14 protein-coding genes and 1 tRNA gene are annotated in these 21,841 nt (G+C 40.0%); 1 reads left to right on the forward strand and 14 read right to left on the reverse strand.

Annotated features, from left to right (window positions below; all coding sequences use genetic code 11):
• Positions 1 to 68: 68 nt before the first annotated feature.
• Positions 69 to 3,554: a sensor domain-containing diguanylate cyclase gene (locus bhn_RS14175; RefSeq protein ID WP_071177298.1), complete on the reverse strand. Its 3,486-nt coding sequence runs from the start codon at positions 3,552 to 3,554 to the stop codon at positions 69 to 71.
• 214 nt (positions 3,555 to 3,768) lie between these two features.
• A complete protein-coding gene (locus bhn_RS14180) occupies positions 3,769 to 4,830 on the reverse strand; it encodes a bifunctional glycosyltransferase family 2/GtrA family protein (protein ID WP_071177299.1) in 1,062 nt (353 codons plus the stop codon).
• A gap of 81 nt (positions 4,831 to 4,911) precedes the next feature.
• Between bhn_RS14180 and bhn_RS14185 the strand changes: the two genes are divergently transcribed.
• Positions 4,912 to 4,985, forward strand: a tRNA-Pro gene (locus bhn_RS14185).
• Between the two features lie 5 nt (positions 4,986 to 4,990).
• On the opposite strand, the gene bhn_RS14190 is transcribed toward bhn_RS14185, so the two are convergent.
• The 12 genes from bhn_RS14190 to tilS all read right to left on the reverse strand — a co-directional run bounded on the left by bhn_RS14190 (position 4,991) and on the right by tilS (position 21,780).
• A complete protein-coding gene (locus bhn_RS14190; RefSeq protein WP_236845937.1) occupies positions 4,991 to 6,082 on the reverse strand; it encodes an AAA family ATPase in 1,092 nt (363 codons plus the stop codon).
• 77 nt (positions 6,083 to 6,159) lie between these two features.
• A complete protein-coding gene (locus bhn_RS14195; RefSeq protein ID WP_071177300.1) occupies positions 6,160 to 7,818 on the reverse strand; it encodes a DUF5722 domain-containing protein in 1,659 nt (552 codons plus the stop codon).
• A 59-nt stretch (positions 7,819 to 7,877) separates the two neighbouring features.
• The gene (locus bhn_RS14200; protein ID WP_083386030.1) at positions 7,878 to 9,074 is read right to left on the reverse strand and encodes an FprA family A-type flavoprotein; all 1,197 of its coding nucleotides are present in this window, start codon (positions 9,072 to 9,074) and stop codon (positions 7,878 to 7,880) included.
• Positions 9,075 to 9,093: 19 nt separating this feature from the next.
• Positions 9,094 to 12,189, reverse strand: coding sequence for a response regulator (locus tag bhn_RS14205; protein ID WP_071177302.1), 3,096 nt, complete (start codon positions 12,187 to 12,189; stop codon positions 9,094 to 9,096).
• A gap of 20 nt (positions 12,190 to 12,209) precedes the next feature.
• The gene (locus tag bhn_RS14210) at positions 12,210 to 13,580 is read right to left on the reverse strand and encodes an ABC transporter substrate-binding protein (protein ID WP_071177303.1); all 1,371 of its coding nucleotides are present in this window, start codon (positions 13,578 to 13,580) and stop codon (positions 12,210 to 12,212) included.
• 28 nt (positions 13,581 to 13,608) lie between these two features.
• The gene (locus tag bhn_RS14215; RefSeq protein ID WP_071177304.1) at positions 13,609 to 14,124 is read right to left on the reverse strand and encodes a flavin reductase family protein; all 516 of its coding nucleotides are present in this window, start codon (positions 14,122 to 14,124) and stop codon (positions 13,609 to 13,611) included.
• Positions 14,125 to 14,134: 10 nt separating this feature from the next.
• Positions 14,135 to 14,638: a transcription elongation factor GreA gene (greA, locus tag bhn_RS14220; protein ID WP_071177305.1), complete on the reverse strand. Its 504-nt coding sequence runs from the start codon at positions 14,636 to 14,638 to the stop codon at positions 14,135 to 14,137.
• A 71-nt stretch (positions 14,639 to 14,709) separates the two neighbouring features.
• Positions 14,710 to 15,573, reverse strand: a complete 864-nt coding sequence (gene fba, locus bhn_RS14225) for a class II fructose-1,6-bisphosphate aldolase (protein WP_071177306.1) — start codon at positions 15,571 to 15,573, stop codon at positions 14,710 to 14,712.
• Positions 15,574 to 15,660: 87 nt separating this feature from the next.
• Positions 15,661 to 17,754: an alpha-glycosidase gene (locus bhn_RS14230; protein ID WP_071177307.1), complete on the reverse strand. Its 2,094-nt coding sequence runs from the start codon at positions 17,752 to 17,754 to the stop codon at positions 15,661 to 15,663.
• A 200-nt stretch (positions 17,755 to 17,954) separates the two neighbouring features.
• Complete coding sequence (gene ftsH / locus bhn_RS14235; protein ID WP_071177308.1) at positions 17,955 to 19,814, reverse strand: ATP-dependent zinc metalloprotease FtsH; 1,860 nt, start codon at positions 19,812 to 19,814, stop codon at positions 17,955 to 17,957.
• Between the two features lie 24 nt (positions 19,815 to 19,838).
• Positions 19,839 to 20,363 carry a hypoxanthine phosphoribosyltransferase gene (hpt, locus tag bhn_RS14240; RefSeq protein WP_071177309.1) on the reverse strand — a complete coding sequence of 175 codons (525 nt, stop codon included), beginning with the start codon at positions 20,361 to 20,363 and terminating at the stop codon, positions 19,839 to 19,841.
• 4 nt (positions 20,364 to 20,367) lie between these two features.
• Entirely contained in the window at positions 20,368 to 21,780 is a 1,413-nt protein-coding gene (gene tilS / locus bhn_RS14245) for a tRNA lysidine(34) synthetase TilS (RefSeq protein WP_071177310.1), read from the reverse strand.
• Between the last annotated feature and the right edge of the window lie 61 nt (positions 21,781 to 21,841).

A 21,841-nucleotide genomic window follows, 5' to 3' on the forward strand; every position in this document is an offset into this window, starting at 1 on the left:
GGACGGGGTTAGTGGGTCATTTTTCAAATGCCCCACTAACCCCGTCCCCTTGGTCCATTTACGCCCCCTCACGAGCACTTCTCTTTTTCTTTCAGCTTCTTCTTGTTTTCGTACATAAGAGCATCTGCTTTTTCGAAAACCCTGGCGACGTCCTTTTCGCCGTTGTACCGAGCCATTCCTGCAGCTATGACCACATCATCTTTCTGGCTGTTTTCTCCATTTGTTCTTTCCCATACCTGCATTATCTTTTCAATGTTATGGTAACTTCTTCCTTGTGCAATGACGATGAATTCATCTCCGCCAACTCTATACACCGGGCAGGTCCTAAATACCTTACATATAATGTCGCATCCTCTTTTTAAATATTTATCACCTTCTTGATGTCCAAAATTGTCATTTATCTTTTTTAGACCATTGATATCAAGAACGATCATGGCAAATTCAGGAGCTCTGCTTTCTTTTATCATTTCATTGATCTGCTTTTCTGTATTTAGATATGCATTTTTGTTCTTTACTCCGGTCAGGGCATCTACATTGGCTTCATTACGAGCTCTTAGTATCATCTGCTCTGTTTGCTGTCTCTGTATTGTTGCATCTGTATCATCACTAATACCTACTATTAGCTGCCTTTTCCCTTTTTCTTCTACGAAAACCGCCTTGAGCCCTGCATACTTTATTTCACCTTCATAGACAAATCTGTATTTTAAAGTAAATGCTCCATCTTTCTCAATCTTTCTAATGATCTTTTCTTTTTTGAACATGCTATCTACATACTCCATATCTCCCAGTGCTACGTACCCTCTTCTGGAAGAAATGAAATAATTAAAAAAGTCCTCTCCTTCGGGCACTTTTTCGCTTGTAGTATTCTTAGCTTTTTTTCCATTTACTCTAATATAGTGGTCAGTCTCTATATCCACAGCAAAAATGGTAATATAATTTTCAGATAGCGCTACCAGTCTTGAATACGAACGGTTTTCCTCTTCAATCCTTTCAACCTTTTCTCTTTCCTTCATCTGAGTACTGATATTGCTTAATCCAACTATTATGCAATTGCCCTTCATTTTTATTCGTACGATCTTCATATGCACATAAATGGGCTCTTCACCCTTATTTATGCGGTATGACATTGTGAATACACCTTCATTATCTAGCGCTTTTTCAACATTTTCTTTAGTAAATGTCTCTATAAAATAATCTCTATCTTCCTCGTAGATCTCTATTTCTGCCATCTGCTTAGCATTTTCAAAAAAGCTACTGCCATGCCGTTCTATAGCGAGTTCATCGTAATCATCTCCAGAACCATATTCAATGTATTTTTCTGTATCCAGATCCACATAAAACAAATTGATATAGTCAGATGAAAGAGCCTGCGCTACATAAGAATAAGTAAGTGCTTCTCCGCCTGTCTCTTCAATTATTCCCAGAATAGCCACCACCAGTGCCCTTACACCTGTAACAGGATTAATTGCAGCTCTTCTGATCAAAACATGCATGATTGCCCCATCTACAGATCTTTCATCTATGATGATCCTTCTTCCGTCTTTTGCACACTGCACAAGCGCATTGCAAAACGCTGCGCCCCTTTTCTTTTTCATTACCTCAATATCTGCAATACCATCTATATCAAAGCCTGGAAATGTTTTCTTAAAATACTCCTTGTATGGTTTGTTGGACCTGACAATCCAAAAATTCTTGTCGCTGACTTCCATGATTGCCATCGGCAATGTATCAAAATAGTTCGTAAATAATTCTTCATCGCCTTCGGCAGACATGTGGAGATCATAAAGACTTATCTTTCCTACTGTTGTGTAATAGTCTGACTCTTTAGGATTTTCAAATCCGATTTCCATCCCCTGATTAAATCTTTCAAAGAGTTTTTCTATAGATAGCGGTTCAGTGTAATGATAGCCCTGAAGCTTAGTACATCCCACTTCTTTCAAAAACTCAACCTGTTCTAGTGTCTCAACTCCTTCTGCTACTGTTTCAATTCCCAGCGCACAGGCCATTTTGATCAACTCGGTCATGATGATCTTGCTGGAATCACCCTCATTAAATCTTCTCATGAATTGCATATCAAGCTTAATGGTATCAAAATGTATCTCCTGAAGCAGTTCAGGTGACGAATAGCCGTTTCCATAATCATCCATCCACACTTTGTATCCAAGTTCATGGAAGCGCTCTATCTGCCCTTTCATATACTCGACATCGACGCCTATGCTGCTTTCTGTTATCTCTATTGTCAGAATTTGTCTCGGTATCTTGGCTTCATCTACCAGCTTTGTGAGTTCATCTACTATATCGCAAATGTAAAAATCGGTTCTGGAAATATTGATCGACTGCTGCCCAATAAAGATTCCCCGCTCTATCTGTATCTTGACCTTTTCTATTACTTTTTGAGCAACGTACAGATCAAGCTTATAAATAAGTCTTGCATCTTCAAGGATCGGAACGAACACAGACGGCATGATCATTCCATGTTTTGGATCCTCCCACCTAGCAAGAGCCTCCTCATCACTTACTTTTCCATTTGCAGCACGGATAATAGGATGGTAAAAAACTTTGATCCATCCCTCTTCTAACGCTTTATCAAGATTTGTGACAATGTATTCTTTTTCCTCTGATGCTTTAAGCATCTCTTTATCAAAATAGCTAATGCATGAATAATAATTGTTTCGGACTGCATCGCAAGCTCTTTTTGCTCTATCACAAGCAATACTTGGAGCAACGATCTTATCGATAGGTATATACACACCTATCCTCACTGGTAAACTCCTGCCTTCATTTAAATCTTTTACTTCATCCAGGATTTCCTCTAGTTTCTTTTCCATTCCTGTTACACTGGTAAATGCGCAAAAATGATCTCCCGCAAACCTTCCACAATTATGACGCCCAAAACACTTTGAAAGCATCCTTGCGCACTCTGTCAGAAGCTTATCGCCCTCAGCAAAACTGTATTTCTGATTAAAGCCCTTCATGCCACAAAGGTCAAAAAACAGCATGCATGGCACTTCTCCGCTGTTTATAATTTCGTCTCTTCCATGAGCAGCCAGCTCAAAGAAGTAGCTCATATTGGGAAGTCCCGTCAGGAAATCATGGTTAAAATAATAAAGCTGCGTCCTTTCAAGAACTGCCTTCGAGATAACACCTGTATATGTATCCGTATTATCATTTTCGATATATGGGCCTTCATTTGCAAACCACGCATTTATCAGATCAACTCCCTCTTCTTTGTGGATAAGAACCGCGTGGAATCTAAACACCATGTACTTTCCAGCTACCATTTTTCTATACATGGTTTTTACTTCATCTTCTATCATCAAGCGCCTATACATATCAGTCATCCTCTCCAGGTCATCAGGATGACATCCGTAGTGTATATCCTTATCAAGTATCTCATAAGCCTCTTGCATGTCAGTAAAGCCAAAAAGTTCGCACAGTCCTTTGGTAATCGCTATCGCCACTGTTTGATCACCCACTCGCTGAAAAACACCAAATGGAATCAGGCTACTCTCTATTAGTTTTTTCTCTACATACTGATACTGATATCGAGTCATAGACACCTCAACCAAAAGAAATAAAAAACCAATCTAGTCCACACTGCTTTGTAATAAAATGTTATCGTATTACCGTAGACCATTCAATTTTGAAATTATTAAATATTTCTAATTTCTTTTGTGTCTTTTCTGAGCCTTTTGAGACAATGGATTCTTTAAAAAACAAATCGGATGCCCTATTTGAGCATCCGATTTCTTATCTTGATTTATAATATTACTTAAAAACTATCTCTCTTTGTATTTGATAACTTATGAAAAACAGCATCGTATCTACTATTATCTTGATCACTGTATCATTTCCACCTGTTAATCTATGGAACAGTGTGACAAGGAAAGCACTCATGAGTACCTGGCACACGGCAAGTGCCGCATACTTAAATCCACTCCTATGAAGCTCTGCTTTGGACTTAAATACGACTCTTTTGTTCATCCCAAAGTTCCATATAGCTGATATTACCCTTGCTGTTACAGTCGCAATTGAAATGTAGATATCACTTCCACCAAAACTTCCCTTAATGAGTTTGACCATAAGTGTGAAAAGAGCTATATCGATAAATGCTGATGACAGTGAAGAAAAGATAAATTTTCCAAACTGAGCATAAATCTTGATAGAGTCCCTAAGAGGATTGAAGTGTGAACTCTTATTTTCATCAATGTATATGGTCTTTATTGGAACCTCAATGATAGGAATTCCCAGCTCTTTACACATAAGGATCTGTTGCATCTCATACTCATATCGCTCGCCCTCTGCATTTACAAAAGTGGTGATAAGATCCCATGGTATAGCACGCAGCCCTGTCTGGGTATCACTAAGCTTAATGCCACATAAAAGTCTCATGACCCATCTTGTTATGGTATTTCCGAGAAAACTCCTAAGCGGAACTCCCTCTTCTTTGAATCTTCTACATCCAAATATAACAGAGTCAGGATGTGCTATCATCTCCTCTGCGCACTTAAATGTATCTTCTGTAGAGTGCTGTCCATCGCTATCTACTGTGATAACGCCCGGAACCTCCGGATAATTGTTGCGAATATGATTAAGGCCTGTCTTTATGCCTCTTCCCTTTCCCATGTTCACACAATGTCTAAGTACATCACATCCGTACACATTTTTTAGCTCATCAAAGAAATGTCTATGCTCTTCTGATGATCCATCATCTACACATACTATAGTGCGAAATCCAGCTTCTTTAAGCTTTTTTACTAGCTCTATTATCTTGTTATCCGGATTAAGACTTGGAATTAAAATAGCCGCATCTGTCGGTCTTTTTGTCATACATATCCTTCCACTAACACACTACTTATCTTGACTTTTCATAACTGTAACTTATAATAAATAGTGCATTTATGCATTATTCGGGGCATGGCTCAGCTTGGTAGAGCGCTGCGTTCGGGACGCAGAGGTCGCAGGTTCGAATCCTGTTGCCCCGACTTTTTTATTGTTCTTTTTCTTCTGATTTTACTTCTTCTGTAGCTGTTTCTTCAGTATTTTCCTCAGTCTTTTCTTCAGCCTTATCCTCTTCCGGATCTTTCTCCGTTAAATCCTCAAGCAGAATTGTCATCATATCATCATTAGTTGGGTTCTCAAGAGTTGCAACTCTTCTAGCCTGATTAGTAATGATGGTCTCAAAGAGATTTCGAACTTCTCTTGCATTTGCAAAATTGTCGATATTCTCGAGCTTTTTAGCTGTAATGAGAGCTCTGATCTGGTGCTTGATCTCCTCATCAACCTTATAGTCATACTTGTCGCAATTCATGTAAAAGATCTTTTCAAGGTCATCAAGTTCATAGTCTGGGAACTCAATGTACTTATTGAATCTGGACTTAAGCCCAGGGTTACTGTCTATGAATTTTTTCATAGGACCAGTATATCCTGCTACGATAACAACAAAGTCATCTCTGTTATCTTCCATTGCCTTAAGTATAGTATCAATAGCTTCCTGTCCGAAGGCATCGTCTTTCTGAGCAAGTGAATAGGCTTCATCGATAAAAAGGACTCCACCCATGGCTTTTTTGATCTGCTCCTGAGTCTTGATGGCTGTCTGACCAACATAGCCTGCTACAAGCCCTGATCTGTCAACTTCTACAAGCTGTCCCTTAGAAAGAACTCCTATCTGTTTATAGATTCTTGCTATAATCCTGGCAACTGTTGTCTTACCTGTTCCAGGATTACCTGTAAATACAAGGTGAAGTGATACAGGTACCGATTTAAGTCCCTGCTCTTTTCTTGCCTTTTGAACCTTTACGAATGATGCAAGTTCTTTTACATCCGCCTTGATAGTAGAAAGTCCAATAAGTCCCTCAAGATCCTCCATAGGATCTGTTTCAGGCTCTTTTTCCTTCTCAGGCTCTTCATTAACGGCATTGTCAGGAACCGGGCTTGATTTCAAAATCTCTTTTGCCTCTGCAAGGGCATCCTGAGCGTTCTTCACCGCATCATCGGTCTTATCTTTTTTTGTCACATCCGTAGTCTTGGGAGTGCTAGCAAAAAAATCGTTATACATGCTCCCCAAAAAATCTCTATCCATATTACCCCCAAATTGTAAATATGATAAAAGGCGGCATTTAACCATAAAGGTAATACCGCCTTGTAATACTTTCCTTATTAGTCGTTAAGGAACCATCCACCTCTTGAGAGGAATGTTCTGTTTGTTACAAGTGCATTTACGTCATGTCCGATTATTTCTGACGCCTTAGCCTTATATGTAGCAGCCTGTGCAGTTCCAAGGTACTTGTAGAAATCATAAGACATCTTCTTGGATCCATCGAGGTTCTTAAGACCCTGAGCGATATGGCTCTCCATCTCGTGAGCATCATCAGTCTCTCTAAACAGGATGAAGCTTGTGATGTATGGATTGTTCTCTGCCATTGTGTAAGCATATGTGATTGAAGCTGCCTGTGCATCCTCGCCAAAGCTTGATGTGAAACCGATCTCTGAAAGCGCGATGTTTCTTACATTACCATTTGGTCCGAGCATCTCTGGTCTGCACATATAATCTGTAAGTATGTATATGTTCTCCATTGTGATATAAGGAGTTGCAAGTGTTGTATTTACATACTGTGCCTGCTGCTTCCAAGCATATGGATCAAAAAGTGGTGCGTTGTAAGGATGAACTGAAAGTGACCAGTCTACGTTACCTTCACGGTTCATGTAGTAGTTGAATCTATCAAGATACTCTTTTGAAAGGAAGCATCCTGGATTAGACTTTCTGTTCCATTCCTGGTCGAATGATGTATAAATTCTGGCATTAGCATTAACTGCCTTGATCTCATTGTAGAAGATACGGAATGCCTTAACATACTCACTAACGTTGAGCTCAATGTTTGTTGAGTTCATGTAATACCACTCTGTTCTGGCATTTACTTCGTTACCAACTACCCAGTTATCAACTGTTCCATATGCTCCGCCTGAATATCTCTGAGCAAGGAATGCTGCGATAGCCTTGATATGCTGTGTACCGCCATCCTCGTCTGTGTTCATAGCGTAACCTGGGCAAACATGAGCATCTCTTGAAAGAGGATGGATAAGGTCTGCACCAGCTGCTGTCTTGTTATTGAGAACAGTCATAGTAAGCTGGAAATTATTGAGTGAGCACCAGCGAACAAATCCGTCATACTGTGCAAGTGCTGCTGTGTTGAACTGATATGTTGCACCATTATATGTGAACTCTGTTGTTGGCTGTGCTGGATCTGATGATGGTCCTACGATATCGCCCATGTAAAGGTTATAAACCATCTGTGCAACACCAAGATCTTTGAATGTCGCTGCATCTGCAGTATTTGGAAGGATACCCTTCATACCGTGATCGTTACGGGCTACTGTCTTGGTTGCTATTGCTTCTGGGTTTGTGATGTAATGTTCATCACTTACCTGACACATTGAACCGCCGCTCTTAACTGCTACAAGGAACTTCTTACTGAGGTTTGACTCAGCTGTGTAATGATTAAGTGGGAATGTAAATGTTGCATTAGAAGCTCTTTCTGTTGTTGCAACTACCTTTCCTACTGTTCCGTCCTGATATACTTCATCAGCATAGAGGTAATACTTTCCATCATCTGATGATGGAAGTGAGCTAGCTGATACGTTAACTACTACGTTGTCGCCTGAGATAGTACATGAATTGATCTTAACAACTCTGCCTGCTGCCTCAGCAACTTCCCCTGCCCCATGATTTACTATGCTATAGCTGCCTGTTGCAGTTAATACTGTAACTGCTGTCAAAGCTGCCATAAGAATCTTTTTAAGTCTAATATTTCTTTTCACAACATCCCTCCATAAAATATGACTTACTCTCAATAATATACCCAATTAAGCGCATTTTATCAAGCTTTGACTATTGCCTCTGCAAATGCTTCCACTGCATCTTCATCGCTGGAATGAAGCGCACTCTTTATTGTCAACACGTTTTCGAGTATTGTCACATTTTTAAGGTTTTGTAATTTTTCTGTCATAAGTTTTCCAGTAACTGGTGCCCAGGTTCCATTCTGAGCAAGGGCAAATGTCCTGTTCTGAACACCAAGAGCGATCATGTCATTTAAAAAGCTCTCCATTGGAGGGTAGATACCATTGTTATATGTAGGACACATGATAACCACTTTGCTGCAGCGCCACACTTCGCTGATAAGATATGAAACATCTGTGCCTGACACATCGTAAACCTTGATGTTTTTATCTGTCTTTTCTCTTAACTTAGAAGCTACTGCCTCCGCCGCACTCTTTGTATGTCCGTAAAGACTTCCATAAACCAGGAATATTGAATCTTCTTCAGGCTTATATGTACTCCACTTTTCATACTTATCAAGGAGCCACTTGATATCTTTTCTCCAAACAGGTCCATGAAGTGACATGATCATCTGGATATCAAGGCCTGCTGCCTTTTTAAGAACAGCCTGAACCTGCATTCCGTATTTTCCAACGATGTTTGCATAGTATCTTCTTGCGGACTCCAGAAAATCTTTTTCATAGTCGTATTCATCTGCAAAGATTCCGCCATCTAAAGCTCCAAAGGTTCCAAATGCATCCGCAGCAAAAAGTCCCTTTGAAACATCGTCATAAGCCATCAAGACTTCTGGCCAGTGGACCATAGGTGCTGCGATGAAACTAAAGGTATGCTTACCTGTAGATAATGTATCTCCCTCTTTCACCTCTAACTTGTTAAAAGAAGCTGCTTCTGGGAAGAACTGCTCCATGATAGTAAAGGTCTTGGCACTGCCAACCACCGTTACTTCCGGGAAAAGACTTACCACTGTACTGATAAGCGAGCAATGATCAGGTTCCATGTGAAGGACCACAAGGTAATCAAGCTTCCCTCCTGCAAGCGCTTCTTTTAAATTCTCAAGATACTGATCTGATACCGTGATATCTGCCGTGTCAAACACCGCTTTTTTCTCATCGTCGATAAAATAACTGTTGTAGGATACACCTTCAGGAATAGGAAAGATGTTTTCAAACCTCTCTAGCCTTCTGTCGCTTCCTCCGATCCAATAAATATCTTCTGTCACTTTCTTAATATTGTTCACTGTCTTTCCCTCCGTCTTTTCATTGCTTGAATTCAAGAATTGTCTTTTCAACTACCTTGATGTCAATTGGCTTAGTTACATGTGCATTCATTCCTGCATCAAAGGCATGCTGTACATCATCTGCATAGGCATTGGCAGTCATGGCAATAATAGGTATTCTCTGAGCCCAATCTGACTCAAGGCTTCTGATAGCTGCAGCAGCCTCGTAGCCATTCATTACTGGCATTTGAATATCCATTAGGATCATATCATAATCGCCTTCTTTTGCCTCTTTGAACATATCTACAACTTCCTGACCGTTGCAGCCTCGCGTAACTGTTGCGCCTTCCATATTCATGAGTTCTATAAGAATGTCTGCATTGATGTCATTATCTTCTGCTGCAAGGAACTTCATTCCCTGAAGCGGATTAACAACTTCTTTGTTATCTGTACCAGCGGCTCTGCTGGTAATGTCTTCAAATATCTGCTTAAGATTGGAGACAAACAGCGGCTTTTGAACTATTTCATTGGCGCCTGCTGCCTTTGCATCATCTTCTATTGCTGCAAAGTTCTCTGCCATCACAAATATTAGACTGTTGTTTCTTCGGTCTTTTGACCTGATCTCTCTGATGAGCTCTGCTGCTGTCATGTCGCTCAATATATCATTTATGAGTATCAGGTCCACGAGTTTACCTGCACTATTACAGTTTTCTATCGCATGGATTGCTTCAAATCCGTTCTTAGTATCAATGATCTCTATCTTGTCAGCCTCAAATGCTGCTCGCAGCTGCTCTGTCTGCGTACGATTCTCTGTTACAAACATTACAGTGCTGATTCCATGGCCTTTCCAGAAATCTACATCGTTCTCATCTACAGCTTTAAGTCTAAGGTTAACAATGAAGGTACTTCCCTTTCCTTCTTCACTCTCTACCCTGATAGTTCCTCCCATGAGTTCTACAAGGCTCTTGGTGATAGCCATACCAAGTCCTGTTCCCTGAATACTCTTCGTTGCACCTGTTTCTTCTCTTGAGAACGCATCAAAGATCTTGTCGATATATTCAGCCTTCATTCCCATGCCGTTATCTCTGACAGTAAACTCCACATTCTGGAAGCCTTCTGAGGAAGACGGCGTTTCTTTTATCAGAAACTCTATCTTTCCGCCTTCTGGAGTATATTTGATGGCATTTCCAAGAATATTCATGAGTATCTCGTTGATCCTCTGCTTGTCGCCCATGAACATGTCATGTTCCATCTCTTCAATATTTACGATGTATTCCTGATCTTTTGCTTTTGCCTGGAAACTGATGACCGAGTTGATCTCCTCAAGCAAAAGTCCAATTGCCATCTCTTTAATATCAAGAGTAGTCTTTCCGCTCTCAATCTTACTCATATCAAGTACATCATTCAATAATCCAAGAAGGTTATGCGACGCAAGACTTATCTTGTGTGTATACTCTTTTACCTTATCCGGATCGTCAGCATGCTTTTCTATCAGCAGATTAAAGCCAGTAATAGCATTCATAGGCGTCCTAAAGTCATGGGACATATTTGCAAGGAAGCTTGTCTTTGCCTTATTGGCTGTCTCTGCAGCATTAAGCGCTTCCTGAAGTTGATGATTTCTCTTTATTTCCTGAGTTCTGTCATAAAGAGCTATGGCCATTCGCTTACCACCATCGTCATAGGTACATATTACGACGCCTCGGTAAAAGAGCTGCTCTCCTGTTTTTACGTTCTCAAATTTGATCTCTTCGAGGATGATGGCTTCGCCTGACTTGATGCTACTCATGATGATATTATCAAGTTTGTCTGTTCCTTCAGCCTTCTGGGCAGTAGCTATGCTTCTTACATCTTCCTTCAACGTATCAAGTGAAATTCCGAGTACTGTTTCAGCATTGGATGTAATGAAATTACATGTATAATTCTCTACGTTTACTACTGCAAGTATATCGTTATTTCTTTCTACTACAAAATCAAACAGCCATTCTCTATAATGAATATCACTTTCCTTAGCCAAAAGATCTGCCTTATTTCTGCGATTGATTTCCTCAACCATGTCATTTAACTTAATAGCCATGGCCTGCATGGAATCAGAAAGTTCACCAATCTCATCCTTGCCTTCGTCGTTGATCCTGACATTGAGATTTCCTCTTTTGATCTCATTGGCTGCGTCATTGAGTCTTATGATCCTGTAGCTCAGTCTTCTTGAGAACAGTGTCGCTATGACATAAGCAATTATAAAGATAACTCCCGCTATAACAATATCTGAACTAAGAAGTGAGAATACGTCAGCAACCATCTCATTTCTGTCAACATAGTAGTAAAGTTTCCAACCATTTGAGATCTCGTTTGATTCCAAAAGGAAATATTGGTCACTGACAACAAAGCCTTCGCTATCTTTTTCCAATTTTTCATCTCTGATGTCCTGAATGACTGCATCATCTAAAGCTTCATTATTTAGCTTTTTCTGGCCAACAATATTCCCCTCTTCATCGATCAGCAGTATTCCGTTATTTAGATAGCTGGACTGATTGATGATACTAAAGAAATTATCCTTCTTGAGTTTGAGGGTTGCCATTCCAATAACCTTGGATGATGTATTTACATCCAAAAGGGCTTTGACTATATAGATTTCTCCCTCATCATCAACCATCCACATTGTGTCGTATTCATCATGGCATTTTTCATACCATTTCATGATAGTCTCATCTGTAGGCTTACTGATAAACTCGCCGATATGCTGTTGCTCGAGGCAATCTGAATAAAGTTTGATATTCTCAATATTGGAGTCACTACCAATGAAGTACCAGATAAGCGGCTCTATGTTTTCTGTCATTTCCTCAGTGATAGAGAATGGATCCTCTTTTGCATGTTCGATCTTGTATCTAAGTGCTTCTTCATAGGAAAAGAACTTAAGTACATCGCTTTCTCTTTTGGCATTATTATCAAGACCATTGGAAATAACGTTGACTCCGCCCTGGATTGATACCTTAGTCTGAGCATTAAGGTTATTTCTGGCTAAGATATATGAGTAAAGGCCCAGGATGACTATAGGTATTACTATAAGAAACAGAAATACCATCCTAAGCTGTGTTTTGATCTTAATATTATCTAACCTTGTAAGCTTTTGATCTCTCATCTATTATCCTCACCACAAAGTTATTCATCCTTCAGTAACTTTTTCACCTTTATATCAACCTGCATAAGTGCCATATTTGTTGTCTCTTTTCCAAGCAACACTCTCTGCAGTTCTTTTCCTAAGATCATATTGATGTTGTCACAGTTCTCTCCCCAGCTGTAATAAGGCATAAACAAGCCTTTATGTTTAAGGGCCTGTTCTATTCCATCAAATGTGTCAGGATTTGCTATAGTTAGTCCCTTTAAATAGCTCATGCTTCCAACTCGGTCATTCCATAATTCTCTCTGTCCTTCGGCACTAGCAAGGCTTGTCACTATTTCTTTTGATAATTGTCTATGATCACCGTAAGTGTTTACTGCAAATCCGCAGTCACATCCCCCTATCAGGATTGGCGTTCCATCTGCTGTTCCACAAAATGGCATTGTTCCTAGCGAAATATCGGGATTTGCAACCTTTATCCTGTTATAATCTTCAGGACCTCCCGCTAATATAAATGTTTCTTCATTTGCAAATTCCTGTATGGCAGCCTTCTGGTCCATGGTGTACATTTCAGGTCTAAAGACCTCATATGTGATGAGTTTTTCCCAATCTGACAAATAAGGATACAGATCGTTATAGAATGATGCTCTTCCGTACCCTAACCTTTCACCAAAATGGCTTCCTTCTTCTGTGTCAAAATAAGATGCCTGTAAAAAAGCCTGAGCACTTTCTGAGATATTGGCGTAATCCTTAAGCGCCGCAGAACACACCTTCATTCCAAGAGTTTCTCTTGTATATACTGCATTTTCCAGAAACTCTTCATAACTTTGAGGTACCTTTAACCCGTATTTTTCAAAAAGACCCTTGTTATAATACAAGCACTTATAACTACTGGTATTTGGTACGGCATAAATCTCATTTCCATAGGTAAAAGCTTCTCTGCTATACCTGTTAAACTCTTGCGTTATATCTGTAAGTGGTGTGATATATCTGGTCAGAGCATGCTTTCTGGCCATACCTTGATCAACATATAATATGTCTGGTGCTTCTCTGTAGGATAATTGCGAATCGATTATTGATTCATAATGATTTTTGTCTATATAAACAAATTCAAATGTGACATCTGGAAATGTTCTGGTTAGATATGATTTTAGATTTCCTAAATACTCTTCCTGATACCAGGTAGCGATACGAATTGTTATCTTACCGTTTTCTTCTACGTTCTTTGGCTTAGAATCGTCCGATGGAGCTTCAAACGTCGCTTCCTTTTCACCTGTTCTTGGCGCAGCTCCTAAAGACGCAATACTAGTAGGCTTCGGATACGATGATCCGCAGCCAGCCAGCATGCAGATGATAAATGCAAATTGCAAAATAATACTTACAAAGGTTTTTTCTAGCTTGTGGCTCTTCATAATTCCCTCGTAATACTACTTGTTTGCGTTATCTAAGCAAGATCGTCTTTACTTCTCCGATATAAACTACGTGATAGTCTCCTGCATCGTAGAAGTCTTGTTTGATCGATTCATCGATGATACCCGCTTCATCGAACTCTCTTGAGTAAATTACCTTGCATGTTATGATCTCTCTAGCTTCGTCTACAAAAGGTATTCCCTCATAATAATTTACATTCAGTCTGGCTGCGGCAATCTTGTCCTCGTCTCTTCCAGATACTGAATGGATATACTTCATGGCGCCACGATACTTTTCCTGATCCATGAAGCTTATGGAAAATTCCCCCGACTCATCTAGGAGTTCTCTTGTATATCTGCTCTTTCTGGCAAATATAAAAACAACTCTCTTGTTCCAGATATAACCTACACCGCCCCATCTTGCAGCCATCATATTGACCTTTGAGCCAGAAGCTGTCGTTACAAGTATTGTTTCCCCGACAAACTTATATGGGCCAGTCTCGATATCATCTGGGTTTACTGGTTGAAAAACATGCAATTCACTCATATGGACCTCCTTAAAAGTCGCGTATTTTGTCCTCGTCTGTTAATCCAGTATTTTCAATATTAATTATCGTTACGCCGTAACTAAAATCGTCGCTCACTTTAATAGTAACATGGTCTCCTACTTTATGTCCAAGTAATTGTTTTCCAAGCGGAGACTCGATACTGATAAGTCCCTTTAAAGAATTCTGACGCATTGTTGTAACAATTTTATACGTTTCTTCGCTGTTGTCCTCATCTAATTTTACTACTACTGTTTTATTCATGCCAACCTGATCTTCTTTGGTATCGTCATCAATAACTGTAGCAGTTTTGATCATTCTCTCCAGAAACCTGATTCTGCTCTCATTCTGGTTCTTGGCTTTCTTGGCAGCGTAGTACTCGAAATTTTCTGATAGGTCACCTTGAGCTCTTGCTTCTTTGACATGTTCAAGAAGCTCTTTTCTGACAACCACCTTGCGGTGCTCTATTTCTGCCTCCATGTCCTGAATATCTTTTCTTGTTAACTCGTTATGCATAAACCTAGCCCCCTACCTAATAATAGAAAAAAGGCGAAGCCTGTTGGCTTCGCCTTTCAGAATTGCTCTTATCAAGCCTTTCCAACTGATCCGAAGAGTTCCATCTTTTCCTTAACTGTAGCCTTGATAGCTTCAGCACCAGGAGCAAGAAGTTTACGAGGATCAAATCCCTTACCTTCGAGATCCTTACCAGCCTCAACATACTTACGTGTTGCATCAGCAAATGAAAGCTGGCACTCTGTATTAACATTGATCTTAGAAACGCCAAGTGTGATAGCCTTCTTGATCATATCTGCTGGGATACCTGTACCACCGTGAAGAACGAGAGGCATAACACCTGTCTTCTGCTGGATAGCATCAAGAACGTCGAATCTAAGTCCTGGCCATCCTTCTGGATACTTACCGTGGATGTTACCGATACCAGCTGCAAGCATATCTACGCCAAGATCAGCGATTCTCTTGCACTCATCTGGATCAGCGCACTCACCCATTCCTACTACGCCGTCTTCTTCACCACCGATTGAACCAACTTCTGCCTCGATTGAAAGACCAAGCTGATGAGCAACGTGTACAAGCTCCTGAGTCTTAGCAACGTTCTCTTCGATATCGTAGTGTGATCCATCAAACATGATTGATGTGAATCCAGCCTTGATGCACTTATAGCATCCTTCGTATGTACCATGATCAAGGTGAAGAGCAACAGGAACTGTGATTCCAAGGCTCTCGTCCATAGCCTTAACCATAGCTGCAACAGTTGTGAAGCCTGTCATGTATTTACCAGCACCCTCAGAAACACCGAGAATAACAGGAGACTTAAGCTCTTCTGCTGTTAAAAGAACTGATTTTGTCCACTCCAGGTTGTTGATGTTGAACTGGCCTACTGCATAGTGGCCTTCTTTTGCTTTTACAAGCATGTCTTTTGCGGATACTAACATTTGTTTATCTCCCTTGTTTATGTTTTATTAACAGTTAAGAACATTATATACTTGTTGCTCAAAAAAATAAAGTTAAAGTGTTAACAATCAGCCAAAGTTTAGGAAGTTGTCAGACCAGAATTCTTCTGATGTTATCGGAGCATGACTATCATATCTGAAAATCATTCCCGACAGCCTTGAAAGAGTCACGGTCAATATGCCATCTTTAACTCTGCTATTTGAAAGCTCAGTAGTGTAGCCCTTTCCATCGGTTAGAACAACCTCTTTTAACACTGCATCCTTAGGAATTCCAATCAGTGAAACATCTATCTCTTTTGTTACCTCAAATTCATTGTTATTGATAACTACTACAGATGCTGCTGTTCTATTGAATCTTCCGTAAGCAATAAAGTTATTATCTCCAGCAAGCTCTCTGATTGAACCTGTCTTGAGCTCTCTGTATTTTTTGTGTATCTTTATGAGCTCTTTGTGGTAGGCGAGCATTTCTTTATCCTCGTTGCCCCAAGGATATGTACGTCTGTTATCAGGATCTGTAAATCCACAAACACCTGCTTCGTCGCCATAGTAGATTGTTGGAGCGCCTGGCCATGTCATCTGTATCATGACTGCCTCTCTCATTACAGGCTTCTTAATACCTGTTTCTGCAGACGCTGGCATAAGTGTATCGCATCGTCCGACCTTCTGGCTTGTCCTCGTGAGGAATCTGGAATGATCGTGATTAGAGAGCTCATTCATTGCTGTATAAAGAGATGGCATGCTGAAGTTCTCTCCACCTGCATATAACATGGTGTCAAAAAACTCTCTGGCGTTGCCTACTCTTATAGGCTTAAACTCATCGCTGTGCTTCTCCATACCAGTAAGGAACCAGGTTACAGGCTCCATGAATGCGTCATAGTTCATGACTGTATCCCATTCATCGCCCTGAAGCCATTCCTTGGCTGGTCCATAGTGCTCAGCTAAGATAATTGCATTAGGATTAGCTTTCTTGACCTCTTCTCTGAATCTCTTAAAGAATTTGTGGTTATACTCTGGAGAATGGCCAATATCTGCAGCCACATCAAGGCGCCATCCATCGGCATTATATGGCTCAGAAACCCATTTTTTGGCAACTCCGAGAATATATTCTTCCAGTTCCTTGGATCCTTCGTAATTTAGCTTAGGAAGTGTATCATAGCCCCACCATCCATCATAACTATTGTTATATGGCCATGAGCTATCCTTAAATGAGAAATAATCGTGATAAGGACTATCCTGCGCTATGTAAGCTCCTTTTTTAAAGTCCTTGCTGTTTTCATATATTCTTTCTTTATCAAGCCACTTATTAAATGATCCACAGTGATTAAATACGCCATCAAGAATGATCTTAATACCGCGTTTGTGAGCTTCGCTTACAAGCTTTGCAAAGAGTTTATCACTAGCTTCTAAGTTCTTTGCACTGGTAACTCTTTTGATATGCCTTGTAGCATGGGTATTGTCACTGTCTCCATTTTTGAGAAGATTTCCACCATCTTCAATAATGACACCAAAATGTGGATCTATGTGGTCATAGTCCTGAGTATCATATTTGTGGCATGAAGGAGAAACAAAGATAGGATTAAAGTAAATCGCTTCTATTCCTAAATCCTTGAGATAATCAAGCTTATCAATAACGCCCTGCAGATCACCACCGTAGAATTCGTTAAAGTCCCTCTTTGGATCAGGATACTGACTCCACTCAGTTATCTGCTTAGCTAAGCTTCCATTATAGAAATATTCCCCTGAAAGGACATCATTGCTGGTATCTCCGTTATTGAATCTCTCAACAAAGATCTGATACATAACAGCACCTTTGGCCCAGTTAGGAGTAGAAAATCCCGGAAAGATCTTAAAGCACATGCTGTCACTTATATCTTTGACAGCACCTCTTTTATCATAGAAATACACAGAACCATCAGTTCCTTTTATTTCAAAATAGTAGCTCTGTGGTACAGCGCCAACGCTAAAGGAAGCATCATAATAATCAAACAATCCTTCCTGCTCAGAAAGATTCATTGAATGTCTTTCGCCGCCAAAAACAAGTGTCACTTCACTTGCATCCCCGCTTTTACATCTAAAACGAAAGTCTGTGATTCTGTTTTTATCAGGCTCTGTTGGCCTTAAATAATCCATGGTCATATCATGGAAAAGATATCTTGTGTCCATAAATCCCCTATAATGCAAAAAAGACAGCGGAAGCTGTCTTTTTTAGAGAAGGTATTTCTTTCTTATGGGGTATAGCAAAAAACTATATAATGTATTGGGGGGTTACGCATATTATACTAACATCCACCCAAACCCGCGTAAAGACTAATACTTCACAAATATGTCAAAAACAGCTTCTCATTTTTGTGCACATTGCACAATTATATTTCTAATTCAAATTCTTCAGAAATAGCTTTTCCTTCGAATAATTCTTCGAATTCTTTTCTGCCAATCTTTTCTTTTTCTACTAAGAGCTTTGCGCTACTGTGGAGAACGTCTTCATACTGAAGAATGATCTCTTTTGCTTTAGCATAGCACTTGTCGATGATAGCCTTAACTTCCTTATCGATTTCGCCTGCTATGAGCTCACTGTGATTCTTCTTGTGAGAAATATCGTATCCGATAAATACGTCCTCTTCATTTTCATCATAGTTGATAACTCCGATATTTGAAGACATACCATACTTTGTAACCATGCTTCTGGCTTCCTGAGTAGCTTTTCTGATATCACTTGATGCTCCTGTTGTGATATCACCAAAGATGATCTCCTCAGCTATTCTACCGCCAAGAGATACCATGATATCCTCAAGCATACGATTTCTTGAAAGGAACATATCATCCTTGTCAGGAAGTGGCATAGTGTAGCCCGCTGCCCCAAGTCCTGTAGGAATAACAGAAATAGTGTGAACAGGTCCCACATCTGGAAGCACATGCATAAGGATCGCATGTCCAGTCTCATGGTAAGCTGTTATCTTCTTTTCCTTATCAGAAACGATCTTACTATGCTTCTCTGTACCAATACCGATCTTGGTAAAAGAACTGTTGATATCACTCTGCGTAATAAATTTTCTATCACTAGTAGCTGCAAGGATCGCAGATTCATTTAACAGATTCTCAAGATCTGCACCTGTAAATCCTGCTGTAGTCTGAGCAACCGTCTTGAGATCAACATCATCTGCAAGAGGCTTGTTACGAGCATGAACTTTAAGAATTGCTTCTCTCTCACCAATATCAGGTCTGGTAACAGTTATCTTTCTGTCGAAACGTCCTGGACGCAGGATAGCTGGATCAAGAATATCTACCCTATTAGTAGCTGCCATAACGATGATGCCTTCGTTTACACCAAAACCATCCATCTCTACGAGCATCTGGTTAAGAGTCTGCTCTCTTTCATCGTGTCCACCGCCCATACCTGTTCCGCGGCGTCTTGCTACTGCATCGATCTCATCGATAAATATGATACAAGGCGCGTTCTTTTTGGCTTCTGCAAAGAGGTCTCTTACTCTTGATGCACCAACACCTACGAACATCTCCACAAAATCTGAGCCCGAAATGATAAAGAATGGAACTCCAGCCTCACCGGCAACTGCTCTTGCAAGAAGTGTCTTACCTGTACCAGGGGCACCCTCTAAGAGAACGCCCTTAGGAATCCTTGCGCCAACTCTGGTGAATTTCTCTGGATCTTTCAAAAACTCAATGATCTCTGAAAGCTGCTCTTTTTCTTCCTTAAGTCCTGCTACATCATCGAGTCTGATCTTGTTGTCTTCACTTGAAGACATTCTTGCTCTACTCTTACCAAAATTCATCATACGATTATTGCCTGAACCGGAAGCCTGCATATTGGTAAACATAGTGAAAATGAATACCATTACCACAAGGCCTACGATTACAGGAATAATGCCTGTGATGAGAATATTGTCTGATGGAACATCCTCTACTTCATGTTTTATTCCATTGTCTGTCAAAAGCTTCTCAATGACTGTAACATCAGTTGTATAGAAAGTTACTTCTTCTGTTCCGTCATTAAAATTGACTTTTACTGCACCAGTTGGAGTCTCGGCGTTAGGCATTATCGTTGCATATGCAACTTTGCCAGCCTTTATATCTTCTGCAAAAGAAGTTGTAGAATAGGCTCCTGAATTATTAGAAATAAATCCCTTACCATATTCGATAAATACTACTATGAGAAGTAAAACTACTACAAATGCGAAAATCGAGTTATAGCCTTTTGAACGATTCAATTAGTTTTCCCCCTTTATTAGTAGTTAATTAAACTCAACAACTCCGATATATGGAAGATTACGGTATCTCTGATCATAATCGAGACCATATCCAACTACGAATTCATCTGGAATCTCGAATCCTGTGTAATCAACCTTAACATCTGTTACTCTGCGCTCAGGCTTATCAAGAAGTGTGCAGAGCTTAATGCTTGCTGGTCCCCTGTCGCCAAGCATCTTAAGAAGATATGAAAGTGTTCTTCCTGAATCTACGATATCCTCAACTACGATAACGTGTCTGTCCTTAAGAGGCTCATCAAGGTCCTTAACGATCTTAACTACGCCGCTTGATTTAGTTGAGCTTCCATAACTAGAAGCAGACATGAAATCCATTGTTACAGGGATTGTGATTCTCTTTGCGAGCTCGCACATAAAGAATACTCCACCCTTTAATACACATACCAGGTGAACTGTCTCTCCCTGATAATCTCTACTAATAGCTTCTCCAAGCTCCTTAATACGCTTGTCAACCTCTTCTTCTGTGAGAAGTACACGAACTGATTCAGCCAATTTCTTAATCTCCTTTACTAATTGATATAGCCAATATTTTTTGGGTTTTTTTGCAAATTTTAAAAGAACTGCTCATTCTATATCCAGGAATCCATAATACGTGGTTTCCCTCTGCAAGAACATAGATATTATCCCTGCGAGATGCAGGAATCTTCTCATCTGTCATGAATTTGGACAGTTTTTTCTTGTGACTTGATTCGCCCTGTTCGATATAGATATAGTCTTCCGGCTGTCTATATCTAAAAATGACTTCTTGTATTCTATCACAATCAAACCATTTAGTATATGTATCACTTGGAATAAGCATCTTTTCATTATAAGAAATCACTTTTACATTTGCTACGCCAAGCTCACCAAGATCATATACATATTCACTGCCTGGTTCGAGATTGCTGATCTTATAGATGACTTGCTTTTTTGAAGGCTCTGCTTCTCCTTCTTTTTTGAAAAAGAGCTTATCATAGGCCCTTTCGATCCTGATTCCGTAAGGAAGATTGAGACTAGCACTGCCATCAGTGCTCTCCATGAGATTTATGATCATATCTACATGGGTTGAAGTAATATCTTTTCTTCCTGGAACAATAAGTTCAAAACACTTAAGGATCACATAGCGCCTGATGATCTCTGGCTCTTTATTCAACATATCCAGATCGATCCTGATTTCTTTTGCGGTATCCACGCAGCACTTATCAAACACTCTGTCTGCCTGCCCTCTGATATAGTCATAGGCCTGGCCAATCTCCCTGCTGGCTCTGACTATATGATCTACCGCTGCACTGTTTACCTCTCCCTGAACAAAAGGAAGAACCACGTTTCTAAGCTTGTTTCTGGTGTGATCATTTTCCTGATTGGTTGAATCCGTACAGTAGTCAATACCCTTTTCTCCAAGATATGCCTCTATCTCTGCTCTTGATACGCACAAAAGAGGTCTGACGATGTTATCTCTGACAGGTCTTATTCCGCTTCCGCCCCTGATACCCGTTCCTCTGAATAGATTTAAAAGAAATGTCTCCGCCGCATCATTCTGATGATGCGCAACTGCGATCTTATCTATTTTTTTATCCTTAATAAGCTCTGAAAAGACATTGTATCTTACTACTCTTCCAGCCTCTTCCTCAGTAAGATGCATCTTTTTGCTATATTCAGGAACATCTTCTTCAAAAAGATAAAATGGAATACTTTTTTTTTCACAATACTGTCTGGAAAAAGCTGCATCTTCCCCAGCTTCTGGCCTGATCATATGATTTACATGCGCTGCAAAAAGACTGATCCCAAGAACCTCTTTCAGCTCATATAACACAGTCATAAGAGCCATGGAATCTGCTCCACCTGATAATCCCACAAGGACAGACTCTCCCTCTTTTACCATGTGGTTATCCCTTATGAAGTTTAAAACTTTGCTCTCAAATGCGTTCATGTACGTATTCCATCAAAAATAAATTAAAGCGCAGACTCAATCTTGATGTCTGCGCTATTAA

The organism is Butyrivibrio hungatei, from assembly GCF_001858005.1.
GTDB classification, from domain to species: Bacteria; Bacillota; Clostridia; order Lachnospirales; family Lachnospiraceae; genus Butyrivibrio; species Butyrivibrio hungatei.

Excerpts from the sequence above, each read along its gene's own strand:
- bhn_RS14175 (WP_071177298.1), bottom strand. The coding sequence starts at position 3,554 with ATGACTCGATATCAGTATCAGTATGTAGAGAAAAAACTAATAGAGAGT.
- bhn_RS14180 (WP_071177299.1), bottom strand. The coding sequence starts at position 4,830 with ATGACAAAAAGACCGACAGATGCGGCTATTTTAATTCCAAGTCTTAAT.
- bhn_RS14190 (WP_236845937.1), bottom strand. The coding sequence starts at position 6,082 with ATGGATAGAGATTTTTTGGGGAGCATGTATAACGATTTTTTTGCTAGC.
- bhn_RS14205 (WP_071177302.1), bottom strand. The coding sequence starts at position 12,189 with ATGAGAGATCAAAAGCTTACAAGGTTAGATAATATTAAGATCAAAACA.
- bhn_RS14210 (WP_071177303.1), bottom strand. The coding sequence starts at position 13,580 with ATGAAGAGCCACAAGCTAGAAAAAACCTTTGTAAGTATTATTTTGCAA.
- bhn_RS14215 (WP_071177304.1), bottom strand. The coding sequence starts at position 14,124 with ATGAGTGAATTGCATGTTTTTCAACCAGTAAACCCAGATGATATCGAG.
- greA (WP_071177305.1), bottom strand. The coding sequence starts at position 14,638 with ATGCATAACGAGTTAACAAGAAAAGATATTCAGGACATGGAGGCAGAA.
- fba (WP_071177306.1), bottom strand. The coding sequence starts at position 15,573 with ATGTTAGTATCCGCAAAAGACATGCTTGTAAAAGCAAAAGAAGGCCAC.
- bhn_RS14230 (WP_071177307.1), bottom strand. The coding sequence starts at position 17,754 with ATGGACACAAGATATCTTTTCCATGATATGACCATGGATTATTTAAGG.
- tilS (WP_071177310.1), bottom strand. The coding sequence starts at position 21,780 with ATGAACGCATTTGAGAGCAAAGTTTTAAACTTCATAAGGGATAACCAC.